The organism is Streptomyces sp. NPDC052107, assembly GCF_040680215.1.
Lineage (GTDB): Bacteria > Actinomycetota > Actinomycetes > Streptomycetales > Streptomycetaceae > Streptomyces.
This window is the reverse complement of sequence record NZ_JBFAWG010000052.1, coordinates 24,338-38,859: the sequence shown is the minus strand read 5'-3', so window position 1 is coordinate 38,859 and position 14,522 is coordinate 24,338. Positions and strand designations below refer to the sequence as shown.

Genomic DNA, 14,522 nt, shown 5'->3' with positions numbered 1-14,522 from the left:
GTGGGCGGAAAGGGGGACGGGGGTGCGGTGGGGGGGTGACGTGGTTGGGGAGGCGGGTCCGGGGAATCCCGGCCTCTCCGGGGCGGCACGGTGGCTGGGCAGGCCGTGCCGCCCGCAGGCAGCGGCGAGTAACGGGGTGCCTCGCCGCTTCGAGGTGGGCCGGGTGGGCGCGTCCTGGGGTGCGGACGCGCTGCGAGCGCCCAGCCGCCGGGTGCCGGGGCGGGTGCGGCGGGGCGCGAGGGCGTTCATGACACCGGCTCCGTCAGTTCGCGGTCGACCGGGATCTCGGCCGTGACGGTCACCGCCGACGGGTCCAGGTCGGCGGGGGTCGGCATGACGCTGCCGGGTAGCTGGACGGCGGCGGCGCCGTGGGCGACGGCGGAGGCGAGGGCCTCGGGGCCGCTCCCACCGGCGATCAGGAACCCCGCCAGGGAGGAGTCGCCGGCACCGACGTTGCTGCGGACCGTGTCCACGCGGGCGGTGGCGAACCAGGCACCCGAGTCCTCCACGAGGAGTTGTCCGTCGGCGCCCAGGCTCGCGAGCACGGCGCGTGCGCCCATGCCGCGCACCTCCTCGGCCGCCTTCAGCGCGTCGCCCACGGTCGCCAGAGGGCGTCCGACCGCTTCCGCGAGCTCCTCGGCGTTGGGCTTCACCACGTCGGGCCGCGCGGCCAGTGCCTCCAGCAGCGCACGCCCCGAGGTGTCCAGCGCGATGCGCGCGCCCACGGCGTGCGCCCGCGTGACGACGTCGGCGTACCAGGAGGGCGCGAGCCCCCGGGGCAGGCTGCCGCAGCACGCGATCCAGTCGGCGTCGCGAGACTGCTCGCGCACGGTGTCCAGGAGGAGCTCCTGTTCGGCCTCCGACAGCTCCGGGCCCGGCGCGTTGATCTTCGTGAGCACCCCGTCGGACTCCGCGAGCGCGATGTTCGAGCGGGTGGCTCCGGCGATCAGGACCGGCGCGACCTCGATGCCCTGCGCGTCGAGCAGGTCGGCGATGAGCGCCCCCGGCGCACCACCCAGGGGCAGAACGGCGACCGTGCGCCGGCCCGCGGCCGCGACGGCGCGCGAGACGTTCACGCCCTTGCCGCCGGGGTCCATGCGCTCGCCGGTCGCGCGGACGACCTCGCCGCGCTCCAGGGCCGGGACCTCGTAGGTGCGGTCGAGGGAGGGGTTGGGGGTGACGGTGAGGATCATGCGCGCACTACTTCCGTGCCGCCGCGCTCGATGGCGACGGCGTCTTCCGGGCTCAGCCCGCTGTCGGTGATCAGCAGGTCCACATCGCCCAGGTCGCCGAACCGGGCGAAGTGCTCCTGGCCGTGCTTGGAGGAGTCGGCCAGCAGCACCACGCGCCGGGCGGCGGCGACCGCGGCCCGCTTGACCGCGGCCTCGGCGAGGTCCGGGGTGGTCAGACCGTGCTCGGCGGAGAAGCCGTTGGCCGCCACGAACAGCACGTCGGCGCGGATCTCGCCGTACGCGCGCAGCGCCCAGGCGTCCACGGCGGCGCGCGTACGGTGCCGTACGCGCCCCCCGACCAGGTGGAGCTGGATGCCCGGGTGGTCGGCGAGGCGAGCGGCGATGGGCAGGCTGTGCGTGACGACCGTCAGGGAGGCCTCCAGCGGGATCGCGGCGGCGACCCGGGCGACCGTCGTACCGGCGTCGAGGATCATCGTGCCCTCGGTCGGCAGTTCGGCGACGGCGGCCTTGGCGATGCGGTCCTTCTCGTCGGCGGCGGTGGACTCGCGCTCGGTGAGATCCGGTTCGAAGTCGAGGCGGCCGACCGGGATGGCACCGCCATGCACCCGGCGGACGAGGCCCGCGCGGTCGAGGGCCTTCAGATCGCGGCGGATCGTTTCCGCGGTGACCTGGAACTCCTCGGCGAGCGACAGCACGTCCACCCGGCCGCCGTCACGCGCGAGCCGGAGGATCTCCTGCTGCCGCTCCGGTGCGTACATGTCCGCTCGCCTCCGACTCGATGTCCGTTCACTTCTGACCGATGCCCGAACGTGTGGTTTCAGTCGGGAGGCTACGCCGTGATTTCCGGAAAGTAAACAGGTTCGGGCTTCAACCGGACATGATCGGGCGTCCGCCCAGGCGGTTGAGCACAGAGGAGCATGCGAAGGGCCCGGCACCCGCAGGTGCCGGGCCCTTGTCAGGCGCGGCTCAGTGCACCAGCTCCGGCTCCCTCGCCGGTGCCTCCGCCTCGGCTCCCTCCGCGTGCTGTGCGGGCCGCTTCGGCAGGGCGGACATCAGCAGGAAGATCGCGCCCATGATCCCGGCGACCCACCACAGCGCGTGCTGGAAGGCGTGCACGAAGGCCGGGCCGACCTGGGCCGGGGTCAGCCGGTCGCCGATCTCGCCGAAGAACACCACCGACACGAGCCCCAGGCCGAGCGCGTTGCCCATCTGCTGCACCGTGTTGATCAGCCCGGACGCGGACCCCGCGTGCTCGCGCGGCACCTCGGAGAGCACCGCGTCGGTCAGCGGGGCGACGATCAGCCCCATGCCGGCGCCCATCACGACCAGCGGCAGGGCCATCTGCCAGGAGGCGATGGCGAGGCCGTACCGGTGCGCCTCCCACAGGTAGAGCAGTACGCCTACGGCCATGACCAGCGCGCCCGCCTGGAGCACCTTCCGCCCGAACCTCGGGACCAGCTTCTGCACCGACATCCCGGCCGCCGTCGACACCGCGAGGGAGAACGGCACGCCGGTCAGCCCGGCCCGCAGCGGGCTCCAGCCCAGGCCGATCTGCATGTACAGCGTCCAGACCAGGAAGAAGATGCCGAGCGCGACCCCGAAAACGGTCTGTACGGCGATGCCCGCGGCGAAGCTCTTCACCCGGAAGAGGGACAGTTCGATGAGCGGGGAACCGTCCCTGGCGGCCTTCCGTTTTTCGTACGACACCAGCGCCGCGAAGACGACGAGCGCGCCGGCCATGCAGAGGTACCCCCACAGCGGCCAGCCCAGCTCGCGGCCGCGGGTGAGCGGGTAGAGCAGCATCAACAGGCCCAGCGAGACCAGGGCGACACCGACGAGGTCCAGCTTCAGCGCCTTGGGGGCCTTCGATTCGGTGATGAAGCGGCGGCCCAGGATCCAGGCCAGGACGCCGACGGGGAGGTTGATGAGGAAGATGGGCCGCCATTCGAGGCCGAACAGGTTCCACTCGGTCAGCAGCGCGCCGAGCAGCGGTCCGGAGACCGCGCCCAGGCCCACGATCGCGCCGAACAGGCCGAACACCTTGCCGCGTTCGTGGGCCGGGAAGGTGGCGTGCACGATCGACAGCACCTGCGGCACCATCATCGCCGCCATACCGCCCTGCAGGATGCGGGAGGCGACCAGCATCTCCGGGTTCGCGGCGAAGCCGCACAGGGCGGAGGCGAGGGTGAAGCCGCCGACACCGATCAGGAACAGCCGTTTGCGGCCATGGATGTCACCGAGACGTCCGCCGGTGATGAGGGCCGCGGCGAAGGCCAGGGCGTAGCCGGCGGTGATCCACTGGATCTGGCTGACCGACGCGTGGGCCGTCCGCTGGATGGACGGGATGGCGATGTTGACGATCGTCACGTCCACCAGGTCCATGAAGGCAGCGGTCATGACGATGGCCAGGGCCAGCCATCGGGTTCGGTCGGGGATGGGTTCGGGGAGCGCCGTGGGGGTGGGTGTGGCGGCCCCGCGCCCCTGGAAGGTCTTGTCGTCGCCGTGGGTCATGCGCTCAAGCTAGGACGCCATTAGGTCAGATCGTGTCCTACTTGTGCGGCATCCTCGTACTCATGACGACGGACACCCCGGCACGGCTGCTGCAGCTCCTCTCCCTGCTCCAGACCCCGCGCGAGTGGCCCGGTGGTGAGCTCGCCGAGCGACTCGGGGTGTCGCGGCGCACCGTGCGGCGGGACATCGACCGGTTGCGCGAGCTGGGGTATCCCGTGCAGGCCAGCAAAGGGGCCGACGGCGGATATCGGCTGGTCGCCGGCAAGGCGCTGCCGCCGCTGGTATTGGACGACGAGGAGGCGGTGGCGATCGCGGTGGGGCTGCGGGCCGGAGCCGGGCATGCGGTGGAGGGCGTGGACGAGGCCTCCGTACGGGCCCTGGCCAAGCTGGAGCAGGTGCTGCCGGCCCGGCTGCGCCACCGGGTGTCCACACTCCAGGCCGCGACGACACCGCTGACCAGCGGAGACGGGCCGACCATCGCGCCGGAGACGCTGACCGTGATGGCCTCGACGGTGGCGGGGCACGAGCGGCTGCGGTTCGCCTACCGCGACAAGGACGGCAGCGAGTCACGGCGGCTGACCGAACCGCACCGGCTGGTGTCGACCGGGCGGCGGTGGTACCTCGTCGCCTACGACCTCGACCGCGCCGACTGGCGGACCTTCCGGGTGGACCGGGTGAGCGAGCCGTTCGCGACCGGAGTCCGCTTCGCGCCACGGGAGTTGCCGACCGGGAGCGCGGCGGAGTACCTGCGGCAGTCCATCCGGCGGCGGCAGGAGAGGTACGAGCTCGCGGTGCGCTTCGCCGCGACGGCGGAGCAGGTCTCCGCACGCCTGCCGGCGGGGCTCGGGGTGCCGGAGGACGACGGCGAGGGCGGTTGTGTGCTACGGGGCGCCTTCGGCGATCCCCTGGAGTGGCTGGCGGTACGGCTGGCGATGGCGGGGTACGAGTTCACGGTGCAGGAGCCGAGCGAACTGGTCGAATGTGTACGGAAGTTGGGCGCACGGCTGAGTCGGGCGGGGGCGGATGTTCGCGAGGAGGGGGCCCTTCGGTGAGGGCCCTTCGGTGACGGTCTAGCCCTCCCCGGCGCCCCATCCGAAGCCGCGCAGGGATTGGAGGTGGCGCAGCGCCAGCGCAGCGGGGCCCTCCGGGCCTGTGGGCGGGGAGGAGGTGGCGGCCCAGGACTCCACGGCCACGCGGACGGCGGCGCCGGCGACGGCCGCGGCGAAGCGGAGGTCGCGGGTGACCGGTGCGGGGGGTGTGGGCTCCGGGGCAACGTTGTCGGGCCCGTTGTTGTCGCGCCGTCCTTCGGCTGCGTCGACCTCAGCGGTTCCGCGACCGCCAACTTCGCCGCGCTCACCGCCCGTTGCCGCTGCCACGATCCGGTGCGCGAGGATCTCGGCCAGGCTCCGCTCCGACGCCTGGCACACCTCTGCCCAGACCTTGCGCAGGGCAGGACTGGCGTCGGCCAGACGGATCAGGGTGCGGACCCATTCCCAGGAGGCGGCCGAGACACCGGCGCCTGGGGTGAGGGTGTGCTGTACGGCGTGCTCCAGGGCCTCGGGGACGCTGAGGTGGGCCGGGGCCGAGCGGACCGCTTCCGCCCAGCGCTGGGCGCCTGTCGCGTAGAGGGGGGCGACCGCTTCCTCCTTGGTGGCGAAGTAGCGGTAGAAGGTGCGCGGTGCGATGCCCGCGGCCTGTGCGATGTCCTCGGCGCGGGTCGCCCGCAGACCCTGGCGGACGAACAGGGCGGCCGCCGCCCGGGCGATCTCCGTCCGGGTCTCGGCCTTCCGGCGTTCGGTCAGCGAGACCGGCGCGGAGGCGGAAGGCGACCGGTGGGCAGTGCTGGAGGTGGTGCCGGGGGCAGTGCTGGAGGTCGTGCCGGGGGTGGTGCTCGGCGTGGTGCCGGGGGTGGTGCCCATCTCGGCAGGCTATGCCCGTGTGGCAGAATCTGCCATCCGACGGTCCACCCCGGGGTTCAGGTACGGGGTGGGCCGTCGTTCCACGACGCGCCACCGCCCCACCGTCCGTGCAGACTTGAGTCTCCCGCAAGGGGAGACCGGAAGGTGGGGTCATGCACTCCGGCATCTCGTACTCGATCGGTGAGCTGGCCCGGCGTACCGGGCTGTCGGTCAAGACGATCCGCTTCTACTCGGATCAGGGTCTCGTGGTGCCGGCGAGCCGTACCCCGGCCGGTTACCGCCGCTACGGCCCCGAGGCCGTCGCCCGGCTGGCGCTCGTACGGACGCTGCGCGAACTCGGCCTCGGCCTGGAGGTGATCCGGCGGATCGTGGACCGGCCACTCGCCCTCGGCCGGGTCGCGGCCGAGCAGGCCGCCGCGCTGGACGTGCAGATCAGTGTGCTGCGCCTGCGCCGGGCGGTGCTGTCCGCCGTGGCGGCCAGGCGTGAGCCGACGTTCGAGGAGATGGAACTCATGCACCGGTTGGCGACCCTGTCCGAAACGGAGCGTCGACGCCTGATCGACGGTTTCCTCGACGCCGTCTTCGAAGCACCGAATCAGCCCTCCACGACCCACGCACCCCAGCCCTCCCGGGCCGAGGCAGGGCTCCGGCGCTCCCTCACCCCCGAGTTGCCCGACCACCCGACGGAGGAGCAGGTGTCGGCGTGGGTGGAGCTGGCCGAGCTGTCGCTCGACGACGAATTCCGTGCGGCCGTACGACGGCTGGTACGGGAGCATGCCGGCAACCGGCGCGGACCCGAGGGCAGCGTCGGCACACCGCCCGCGCCGGACGTCGTCGCCGTCGCCCGGGAGGTCGTGAACACCGCCCTGGCGTCCGGCACCAGGCCCGAAGCGCCGGATGCGGATCCCGTCGTCGCGGCCCTCGTCACCCGGTGCGCCCCCGCCCGTGGGCAGGCCGGTCACGCCGCGCCCTGCGAGTGGCTGCTCCAGCGCCTCGAGGGCGCGCGCGAACCCCGCAGGGACACCTATCTCCGCCTGCTGGCCCTCGTCAACGGCTGGCCGGCCCCCGAGCCGCTGACACCGGTGATCGACTGGGCGGCCGCAGCACTGCGCGCGCGGACGGTGGCCGGATAGGAACGTCCGGAGAGGACCGATCAGTTCACGGGCGGCACCCTGCCCAACCTGAGCAGTCGAGAAGACCACATACAGGCACGCATAAAGCCGGGCCCCGGCACCCGGGGGGGATAGGTGCCGAAGCCCGGCTGGGAAGGTCCCGGCGCCGGGGGGGGTGTGCGTCGGGACCTGGCTGTGTGGCTCGGGTCGTGCGGTGGGCGCGTGGGGTCGGCCGGTTTGTGCGGTTGGTCCGTCGGGAGTGCGGTCCCGGGCCTGGCTGCCGGGGGCCCGGAAGGGTTGTTCCCGCGGGCCCGCGAGTTGAAGCGATGGGACCGCGCCATGTTTGCGCCGCCTTTCGCCACCGGCGTGCGCTCCCCGCAGGCACCGCACGCCCACAGGCACCACAGGTTGCCGACCGCCGCGCTCCAGTACCGCGGCCCCCGACTCACCCCACGGGCACCCCTCTCACAACACCGGCACGCCGTAACCCCGTTACGCCGCCGCGTCGAAGCCGGTCTGGCGGGCCAGCTTCTTCAGTTCGAGCAGCGCGTGCTTCTCGATCTGGCGGATGCGTTCGCGGGTCAGGCCGTGCTCCTTGCCGACCTCGGTCAGGGTGCGCTCGCGGCCGTCCTCGATGCCGTACCGCATCTTGATGATGGAGGCCGTGCGCTGGTCCAGGCGGCCGATCAGGTCGTCCAGTTCCTCGCTGCGCAGCAGGGTCATGACGGACTGCTCGGGGGAGACCGCCGAGGTGTCCTCCAGCAGGTCGCCGAACTGGGTCTCGCCCTCGTCGTCCACCGACATGTTCAGCGAGACCGGGTCGCGGGCCCAGTCGAGGACGTCGATGACGCGCTCCGGCGACGCGCCCAGCTCCACGGCGATCTCCGCGGGCTCCGGGTCGCGGCCGTGCTCACGGTTGAACTCGCGCTGCACGCGGCGGATGCGGCCCAGCTCCTCCACCAGGTGGACGGGGAGCCGGATGGTGCGGGACTGGTCGGCGATGGAGCGGGTGATGGCCTGACGGATCCACCAGGTGGCGTACGTCGAGAACTTGAAGCCCTTGCGGTAGTCGAACTTCTCGACCGCGCGCACCAGACCGGCGTTGCCCTCCTGAATCAGGTCGAGCAGGGGAAGGCCGCTGCGCGGGTAGCGCCGGGCCACCGCCACGACCAGGCGGAGGTTGGAACGGATGAAGATGTCCTTGGCCCGCTCGCCGGCGGCGACCAGCGCCTCCAGCTCCTCGCGGGTGGCGTCCGTCTTGGACTCCTCCTCACCGTCGAGGACCTGCTGCGCGAAGACACCCGCCTCGATGGTCTGGGACAGCTCGACCTCCTTGGCGGCGTCGAGCAGCGGCGTACGCGCGATCTCGTCGAGGTACATGCCGACCAGGTCGCGGTCCGCGATCTCGCCGCCATGGGCGCGAACACTGCTTGCCGAGTCGCCCGTCTCGCCGGTGGCGGACTGACGACGGGCGACGGCACGGGTTGCCATGCGTGCTCCCTTGCGATGGTGGGCTGGCGGGTGGTCCTGCTGAACGCTCGGCATCGGGGGAGGGTCTGTGGCGACTCTCTCCGAGTGCCCTGCATCCGTGGGAAACAACGACTGGAATCCGGACAGAATTCCCAACCCTCCCCCCAATTTTTCTGATCATGCAGTACCCTGTCCGCCACACGGGGAGGCGACATGCCGACGCAACGTACAGAGGTGCAGGTCAGGCCGGGAGCCGAGGGAGATCTCGACGCTCTCACGGCGATCTACAACCACTATGTACGTGAGACGGCCATCACCTTCGATACCGCGATCTTCACTCCGGAAGAGCGCCGCCCTTGGCTGCTCTCCCACCCGGAAGACGGTCCGCACCGGCTGAAGGTTGCCACGGACGCGGAGTCACAGCAGATTCTGGGGTACGCCACATCCAGCCCTTACCGGCCGAAGCCCGCGTACGTCACGTCGGTGGAGACCTCGGTGTACGTCGCCCCGGCCGCCGGCAGGCGCGGCGTCGGCACGCTGCTCTACGAGGCTCTCTTCAAGGCGCTGGCCGACGAGGACGTGCACCGCGCCTACGCCGGGATCGCCCAGCCCAACGAGGCCTCCGAGCGGCTGCACGCCCGCTTCGGCTTCCGGTATGTCGGCACGTACCGCGAGGTCGGCCGCAAGTTCGGCCGCTACTGGGACGTGGCCTGGTACGAGAAAGAGCTATGACCCACAGGGGGCCGTCCGTGACCCTCAGGGCCCGCACTCATCCGAACTGCACCGACCGCTTGGCCATTCCCATCCAGAACCCGTCGATCACGGACTTCTGCGCGTCGAGCTCGTCCCCCGCCTCCGCCGCGCCCATGGTGACGAAGAGCGGGGCGAAGTGTTCGGTGCGCGGGTGGGCGTAACGGCCGGCCGGGGCCTTGTTCAGGAAGTCCAGCAGGGCGTCCCAGTCCCGGGCCTCCAGGGCGCGGCGGCCCCAGTCGTCGAACTCGGAGGACCAGCTGGGCACGCCGCTCCCCGCGTACCGCAGGGCGGCGAGGTTGTGGGTGAAGAAGCCGGAGCCGACGATCAGCACCCCCTCGTCCCGCAGCGGCGCGAGCTTGCGGCCGATGTCCATCAGGCGCGCCGGGTCGAGTGTGGGCATGGATATCTGCAGGACGGGGATGTCGGCGGCCGGGAACATCTCAACGAGGGGGACGTAGGCGCCGTGGTCGAGGCCGCGGTCGGGGATGTCCTGGACGGGGGTGCCGGGGGCGCGCAGCAGCTTGCGGACGGACTCGGCCAGCTCGGGGGCGCCGGGGGCGGCGTACTGGACCCGGTAGTAGTGCTCGGGGAAGCCCCAGAAGTCGTAGACGAGCGGAACGGCCTCCACCGCGCCCAGCGCGAGCGGGGCCTCCTCCCAGTGGGCGGAGACCATGAGGATCGCCTTGGGGCGGGGCAGACCGGCGGACCAGGCGGCGAGCTGGCCGGGCCAGACGGGGTCGTCGGCGAGCGGCGGGGCGCCGTGGCTGAGGTACAGGGCGGGCATGCGCTCCGGGCTGCTGGTGGACATCGCGGCGACTCCCAGGACTGCGTTGCTTTAACTCTCAAGTTTCAGGTTCAACGGTACGCCGGACTTGTTCAAGTTTCAAGGAGATGCCTCGTACAGTGGAATGCATGAACACGGCATCCGACTCCGCCGCACAGCCCCGCTGGCTCAACGACGAAGAGCAGCGCGTCTGGCGCGCCTACCTGCACGCCACCACCCTGCTGGAGGACCACCTCGACCGGCAGCTGCAGCGCGACGCGGGCATGCCGCACATCTACTACGGCCTGCTCGTCGGCCTGGCCGAGGCACCGCGCCGCCGGCTGCGGATGACCGAGCTGGCGATGCAGGCGAAGATCACCCGTTCCCGGCTGTCGCACGCGATCGCGCGACTGGAGAAGAACGGCTGGGTGCGCCGCGAGGACTGCTCCTCCGACAAGCGCGGCCAGTTCGCGGTACTCACGGACAAGGGCGCGGAGGTGCTGGGGCACACCGCGCCGGGACATGTGGCCGCCGTACGGCAGGCGCTGTTCGAGCGGCTCAGGCCGGAACAGCAGAAGGCCCTCGGCGAGATCATGGAGATCGTCGCCGAGGGCCTGCAGCCCGATGAAGCGGGTGCGGACCTGCCCTGGCTCCGCTAGATCAGCGCGCGGCCACGCGCGCTGCGGCCGGTCAGTGGGCCACCACCGGCACCGGCACCTCGTCCTCGACGCCCTCGCCGGAGGCCACCGTGGTGGCGCCCGGGCGCCCCGCGTTGACGAAGGTGAAGGCGATCAGCGCGGCAAGGCCCAGGATGCCGACGGCGAACCAGATCGCCGCGGTGTAGCCGTGCACCAGGCCCTGCAGCTGGACCAGCTGCTGTTGCGGCTTGGCGGTCGCACCGGCGATGTGGTCCTTGACGTACGACGTCGTCGCGGAGGCGGCGATCGTGTTCAGCAGGGCGGTGCCGATCGCGCCGCCCACCTGCTGCGAGGTGTTGACCATCGCGGAGGCGACGCCGGCGTCCCGGGGCTCGACGCCCATGGTGGCCAGGGACATGGCCGGCATGAACGCCGTACCCATGCCGAGACCCAGGAGCAGCATCGCGGGCAGCAGCAGGGCGGCGTACGACGAGCCGACCTCCAGCTGGGTCAGCAGCAGCATGCCGACGCCGGCGACCAGGAAGCCGGGGCCCATCAGCAGCCGGGCCGGGGCGCGGGTCATCAGCCGGGTGCCGATCTGGGTGGAGCCGGTGATCATGCCCGCGATCATCGGCAGGAACGCGAAGCCGGTCTTGACCGGTGAGTACCCCTTCACGACCTGCAGGTAGTAGGTCAGGAAGAGGAACAGGCCGAACATGCCGATGATCGCGAGACCGAGCGAGAGGTAGATGCCACCGCGGTTGCGGTCGGTCACCACGCGCAGCGGCAGCAGCGGGGCCTTGACCCGGGACTCGACGAAGGCGAAGGCGGTCAGCAGCACCACGGACGCGATGAACATGGACACGGTGACCGTGTCACTCCAGCCGTCGGACTCGGCACGGGTGAAGCCGTAGACGAGGGCGACCAGGCCCAGCGTGGACAGGATCACGCCGGGGATGTCGAGCGGGGAGCGGTTGCGGCCGCCCTCGGGCTCACGGATGACGAAGTAGGCGCCGGCCGCGGCAACGATGGCGAACGGGATGTTCACGAAGAAGGTCCAGCGCCAGTTCAGGTACTCGGTGAGGAAACCGCCGAGGATCAGGCCGACGGCACCGCCGCCGCCCGCGATGGCGCCGTAGATGCCGAACGCCTTGGCGCGCTCCTTGGCGTCCGTGAACATCACGGCGAGCAGCGACAGCGCGGCCGGGGCGAGCAGGGCGCCGAAGACGCCCTGGAGGGCGCGGGCGCCGAACATCATCGGGCCGGTGGCGGCGGCACCGCCCAGCGCGGAGGCGAGGGCGAAGCCGGCCAGGCCGGTGACGAAGGCGCGCTTGCGGCCCCACTTGTCGGCGATACGGCCGCCGAAGAGCAGCAGACCGCCGAAGGCGAGGGCGTAGGCCGTGACGACCCACTGCCGGTTGCCGTCGGAGATGCCGAGGTCGCTCTGGGCGGAGGGGAGGGCGATGTTCACGATGGTGGCGTCGAGGACGACCATCAGCTGGGCGAGCGCGATGAAGACGAGCGCCTTCCAGCGGTTGGCGTCGCCGGCGCGTGCGGCGACGCCGGTCGGCGCGGTGGCGCCGGGAGCCTTTCGGGCTGTTTCGGACATGGAGGTACCCACTTCGGGACTTCGGGACGGAACGTGACGGAAAACGTGCGGGAAAGATCGAGAAAAGAGGGAGTAGGGCGAAAAAACGGAAGCTCAGGGTGTGGCTCGTCGACGGTGACGGCCGAGGCGCCGGTGTGCCGGCCTACGGGTGGACTGGGATCGGGAGCCGAACTAATCGGTCAGGACTCGCGCAGCTCCTTGACGGTCACGGCCGTGCCCGGCAGGGCGGAGCGGGCGGGCGCCCGCAGGCCGTCGAGGAACAGCTGAAGGTGGCGGTGGACGAAACGGTCGCCGCGCAGGCAGTCCGTGCCGGCCGGGGGTCGGCTCAGCTGGGCCACGACGATCATCAGGTCGCCGACGCCGACGTCGGGCCGGAGCTGCCCGGCCGCCGCGGCCCGCCCCATGACCTCCTCGACGAGCTGCTCGACGCGCTCGCGGGAGGCTTCCAGGTCGGGGTGGTGCTTGTCGAAGCTGCTGGCGATCACCGGGCACAGCGCGCTGATCCGCTCGTCAGCGGCGGCGTGCACGAAGTGCTCCAGCGCGGCGAAGGCGTCCCCGGTCTCGGCGAGGGCCACTTCGGCCGCCTCGGCCGTACGGTCCATGACGGAGCAGACGACCTCTCGGACGAGGGCCTCGCGGTCGGGGAAGTTGCGGTACACCGTGGCGTTGCCGACGCCGGCCCGGCGGGCGATCTCGTCGAGCGGCACGTCCGGACCGTGCTCGACGAACATCTCCCGGGCCGCGGTGACGATCCGCTCCCGGTTGCGCACGGCGTCGGCGCGGGGCCGGGGCACCTTGCGCACTGCGGGGGTGGTCGCGGTCGGCACGGCGTACTCCTCGGTCTACTGGAAGGCGATCCGGGGATGCAGTCCCCGTTTCGCTCGGACACAGGGCTAAACGGGGACGGGCTCCCCGGTTATTTCCCATGCATGAAAAGAATGCCTGTGACCTGAGACACACTCACATCCCGCCGGGATTCACCCCCGTGCGGGCCCGCATTCCCACGATCGGTCTCCTCCAGCGCGCGCCCCGCACCCCACCGACACAGGGTGATCGCAAGGGTGCAGCCGGAGACCTGTGGCTGCCGTGGAGCGAAGGGTCCATGAATGCAGCCGCAGCCGCCCCGCCACATATCCCTTGCCCACACGGGAGCCCGCCGGGGCGGCTTCGCCCACACAGGAGACCCGCGAAGTGCCTTCGCCCGCGCAGGAACCCCCAGGGGCGGCTTCGCTCACCCAGCAGCCCTCCGAGGCGGCTCCGCCCGCGAAGTCCGCCCACGCTCCCGCCGTCGCATACGCCCGCGCCGGGCGGCCGCTCTCGCCGCGGTGACCGCGCTGACCGTGGCGGTCAGCACCTCGGCCGGAACCGGACACCTGATGGCGCCCACCACCGCCGGACCCATCGGCACGGCCCGCTCCGTCCTCATCCCCTGCACGATCCAGGGCAGTGTCGACGTACAGATGACCGAGGGCATCCCCACCCCGCACGGCTACGCCCACTCCACGGGCACGCTCCACGCCCTGACCCTGATGGTCGACTTCTCCGACACGCCCGGGCAGGGCAGCGCCATGGACCGCTTCCACGAGTTCTTCCCGCAGACCCGGGACTGGTTCCGCACCGCGTCGTACGGCCGCCTCGACTACCGGCCGGAGACACCGATCACCACATGGCTGCGGATGCCCAAGCCCTTCAAGGGGTACGGCATAGAGCGCGGCGCGCCCTTCGACCCCGGCTACCGGCAGCTGTTGCACGACATCGTGGCCGCGGCCGACCCGACGGTGGACTTCCGCGCGTACGACATCCTCAACGTCCTGGTCACCCCCAACGCCGGCCCCTCCGCCCTGGACACGGTCCTGTCCGTGACCTTCGCCGGCAACGGCGACGCCGCCCCGGTCGCCGACGGCGTGCCCATAGCCAACGCGTCCTTCATCTACTCCCAGCAGGACGACGGCTCCGGCTCCTACTCCCACACCGGCTACCGGGTGCTGCCGCACGAGAACGGCCACACCTTCGGCCTGCCCGACCTGTACACACAAAAGGGCGGCGGCGCGGTCGGGCACTGGGACATCATGAGCGAGGACTGGGGGGCCGGCAACGATCTGCTCGGCTGGCACAAGTGGAAGCTGGGCTGGCTGGACGGCTCCCAGGTGGGCTGCGCGGCGGCACGGGGTACCGTCGAGTACGACCTGACACCGCTGTACAAGGCGGGCGGCGGCAAGCTGGTCCTCGTCCCCATCGACGCACGGAGCTCCTACGCCCTGGAGGTGCGGGAGCAGGGCGGCAACGACGAGGTGGTGTGCCGGCCGGGGGTGCTGATCTACAAGGTGGACGGCTCGATAGACACCGGACGCGGACCGGTCACGGTCTACGACAGCCACCGGGGCAGCGGCGGCTGCACCCGCAGCCCCAACGTCCAGGCAGAACTCTCCGACGCTCCCTTCGCCCCCGGCGAGACCTTCAAGGACCCCGGTCACGGCATCACCATTCAGGTGGTCAGCAGGGACGAGGACAAGAAGTACCGGGTGCGGGTGACGCGGACGTAGCGCCTCCGGCT

General features: G+C 71.5%; 13 protein-coding genes. 5 read left to right on the top strand and 8 right to left on the bottom strand.

What is annotated here, in order from left to right:
- Nucleotides 1-245: 245 nt before the first annotated feature.
- The 3 genes from pfkB to AB0M27_RS34190 form a co-directional block, all read right to left on the bottom strand.
- A complete protein-coding gene (gene pfkB / locus AB0M27_RS34200) occupies nt 246-1,193 on the bottom strand; it encodes a 1-phosphofructokinase (protein WP_365727568.1) in 948 nt (315 codons plus the stop codon).
- Nucleotides 1,190-1,951: a DeoR/GlpR family DNA-binding transcription regulator gene (locus AB0M27_RS34195; protein ID WP_365727565.1), complete on the bottom strand. Its 762-nt coding sequence runs from the start codon at nt 1,949-1,951 to the stop codon at nt 1,190-1,192. Before AB0M27_RS34195 ends, pfkB begins: the two co-directional genes overlap by 4 nt.
- Before the next feature lie 208 nt (nt 1,952-2,159).
- On the bottom strand, nt 2,160-3,590 hold the full coding sequence (locus AB0M27_RS34190; RefSeq protein ID WP_365727602.1) for an MFS transporter: 1,431 nt from the start codon (nt 3,588-3,590) through the stop codon (nt 2,160-2,162).
- Between the two features lie 176 nt (nt 3,591-3,766).
- On the opposite strand from AB0M27_RS34190, the gene AB0M27_RS34185 reads away from it, so the two are divergent.
- On the top strand, nt 3,767-4,756 hold the full coding sequence (locus tag AB0M27_RS34185; RefSeq protein ID WP_365727563.1) for a YafY family protein: 990 nt from the start codon (nt 3,767-3,769) through the stop codon (nt 4,754-4,756).
- Nucleotides 4,757-4,774: 18 nt separating this feature from the next.
- On the opposite strand, the gene AB0M27_RS34180 is transcribed toward AB0M27_RS34185, so the two are convergent.
- Nucleotides 4,775-5,623, bottom strand: coding sequence for a TetR family transcriptional regulator (locus AB0M27_RS34180; RefSeq protein ID WP_365727561.1), 849 nt, complete (start codon nt 5,621-5,623; stop codon nt 4,775-4,777).
- Nucleotides 5,624-5,775: 152 nt separating this feature from the next.
- On the opposite strand from AB0M27_RS34180, the gene AB0M27_RS34175 reads away from it, so the two are divergent.
- Entirely contained in the window at nt 5,776-6,756 is a 981-nt protein-coding gene (locus tag AB0M27_RS34175; RefSeq protein ID WP_365727559.1) for a MerR family transcriptional regulator, read from the top strand.
- Nucleotides 6,757-7,227: 471 nt separating this feature from the next.
- Here the strand turns inward: AB0M27_RS34175 and AB0M27_RS34170 are convergent, their stop codons facing one another.
- Nucleotides 7,228-8,226, bottom strand: coding sequence for a sigma-70 family RNA polymerase sigma factor (locus AB0M27_RS34170; protein ID WP_365727557.1), 999 nt, complete (start codon nt 8,224-8,226; stop codon nt 7,228-7,230).
- A gap of 192 nt (nt 8,227-8,418) precedes the next feature.
- Here AB0M27_RS34170 and AB0M27_RS34165 point away from each other — a divergent pair, with 192 nt between their 5' ends.
- Entirely contained in the window at nt 8,419-8,937 is a 519-nt protein-coding gene (locus AB0M27_RS34165; RefSeq protein WP_365727555.1) for an N-acetyltransferase family protein, read from the top strand.
- Between the two features lie 37 nt (nt 8,938-8,974).
- On the opposite strand, the gene AB0M27_RS34160 is transcribed toward AB0M27_RS34165, so the two are convergent.
- Nucleotides 8,975-9,766, bottom strand: a complete 792-nt coding sequence (locus tag AB0M27_RS34160; protein ID WP_365727553.1) for a class III extradiol ring-cleavage dioxygenase — start codon at nt 9,764-9,766, stop codon at nt 8,975-8,977.
- A 104-nt stretch (nt 9,767-9,870) separates the two neighbouring features.
- On the opposite strand from AB0M27_RS34160, the gene AB0M27_RS34155 reads away from it, so the two are divergent.
- Nucleotides 9,871-10,380 (top strand): MarR family transcriptional regulator, encoded by a 510-nt coding sequence (locus tag AB0M27_RS34155; protein ID WP_365727551.1) that lies wholly within the window; start codon nt 9,871-9,873, stop codon nt 10,378-10,380.
- A gap of 31 nt (nt 10,381-10,411) precedes the next feature.
- On the opposite strand, the gene AB0M27_RS34150 is transcribed toward AB0M27_RS34155, so the two are convergent.
- Together AB0M27_RS34150 and AB0M27_RS34145 are read right to left on the bottom strand one after the other, a co-directional pair.
- Entirely contained in the window at nt 10,412-11,968 is a 1,557-nt protein-coding gene (locus tag AB0M27_RS34150) for an MFS transporter (RefSeq protein ID WP_365727549.1), read from the bottom strand.
- Between the two features lie 179 nt (nt 11,969-12,147).
- Nucleotides 12,148-12,795, bottom strand: coding sequence for a TetR/AcrR family transcriptional regulator (locus AB0M27_RS34145; RefSeq protein WP_365727548.1), 648 nt, complete (start codon nt 12,793-12,795; stop codon nt 12,148-12,150).
- A 465-nt stretch (nt 12,796-13,260) separates the two neighbouring features.
- Here AB0M27_RS34145 and AB0M27_RS34140 point away from each other — a divergent pair, with 465 nt between their 5' ends.
- The gene (locus tag AB0M27_RS34140; RefSeq protein WP_365727600.1) at nt 13,261-14,511 is read left to right on the top strand and encodes a M6 family metalloprotease domain-containing protein; all 1,251 of its coding nucleotides are present in this window, start codon (nt 13,261-13,263) and stop codon (nt 14,509-14,511) included.
- Nucleotides 14,512-14,522: the final 11 nt, after the last annotated feature.

Coding starts and splice junctions, on each gene's coding strand:
- pfkB (WP_365727568.1), bottom strand. CDS start 1,193: ATGATCCTCACCGTCACCCCCAACCCCTCCCTCGACCGCACCTACGAG.
- AB0M27_RS34195 (WP_365727565.1), bottom strand. CDS start 1,951: ATGTACGCACCGGAGCGGCAGCAGGAGATCCTCCGGCTCGCGCGTGAC.
- AB0M27_RS34190 (WP_365727602.1), bottom strand. CDS start 3,590: ATGACCGCTGCCTTCATGGACCTGGTGGACGTGACGATCGTCAACATC.
- AB0M27_RS34185 (WP_365727563.1), top strand. CDS start 3,767: ATGACGACGGACACCCCGGCACGGCTGCTGCAGCTCCTCTCCCTGCTC.
- AB0M27_RS34180 (WP_365727561.1), bottom strand. CDS start 5,623: ATGGGCACCACCCCCGGCACCACGCCGAGCACCACCCCCGGCACGACC.
- AB0M27_RS34175 (WP_365727559.1), top strand. CDS start 5,776: ATGCACTCCGGCATCTCGTACTCGATCGGTGAGCTGGCCCGGCGTACC.
- AB0M27_RS34170 (WP_365727557.1), bottom strand. CDS start 8,226: ATGGCAACCCGTGCCGTCGCCCGTCGTCAGTCCGCCACCGGCGAGACG.
- AB0M27_RS34165 (WP_365727555.1), top strand. CDS start 8,419: ATGCCGACGCAACGTACAGAGGTGCAGGTCAGGCCGGGAGCCGAGGGA.
- AB0M27_RS34160 (WP_365727553.1), bottom strand. CDS start 9,766: ATGTCCACCAGCAGCCCGGAGCGCATGCCCGCCCTGTACCTCAGCCAC.
- AB0M27_RS34155 (WP_365727551.1), top strand. CDS start 9,871: ATGAACACGGCATCCGACTCCGCCGCACAGCCCCGCTGGCTCAACGAC.
- AB0M27_RS34150 (WP_365727549.1), bottom strand. CDS start 11,968: ATGTCCGAAACAGCCCGAAAGGCTCCCGGCGCCACCGCGCCGACCGGC.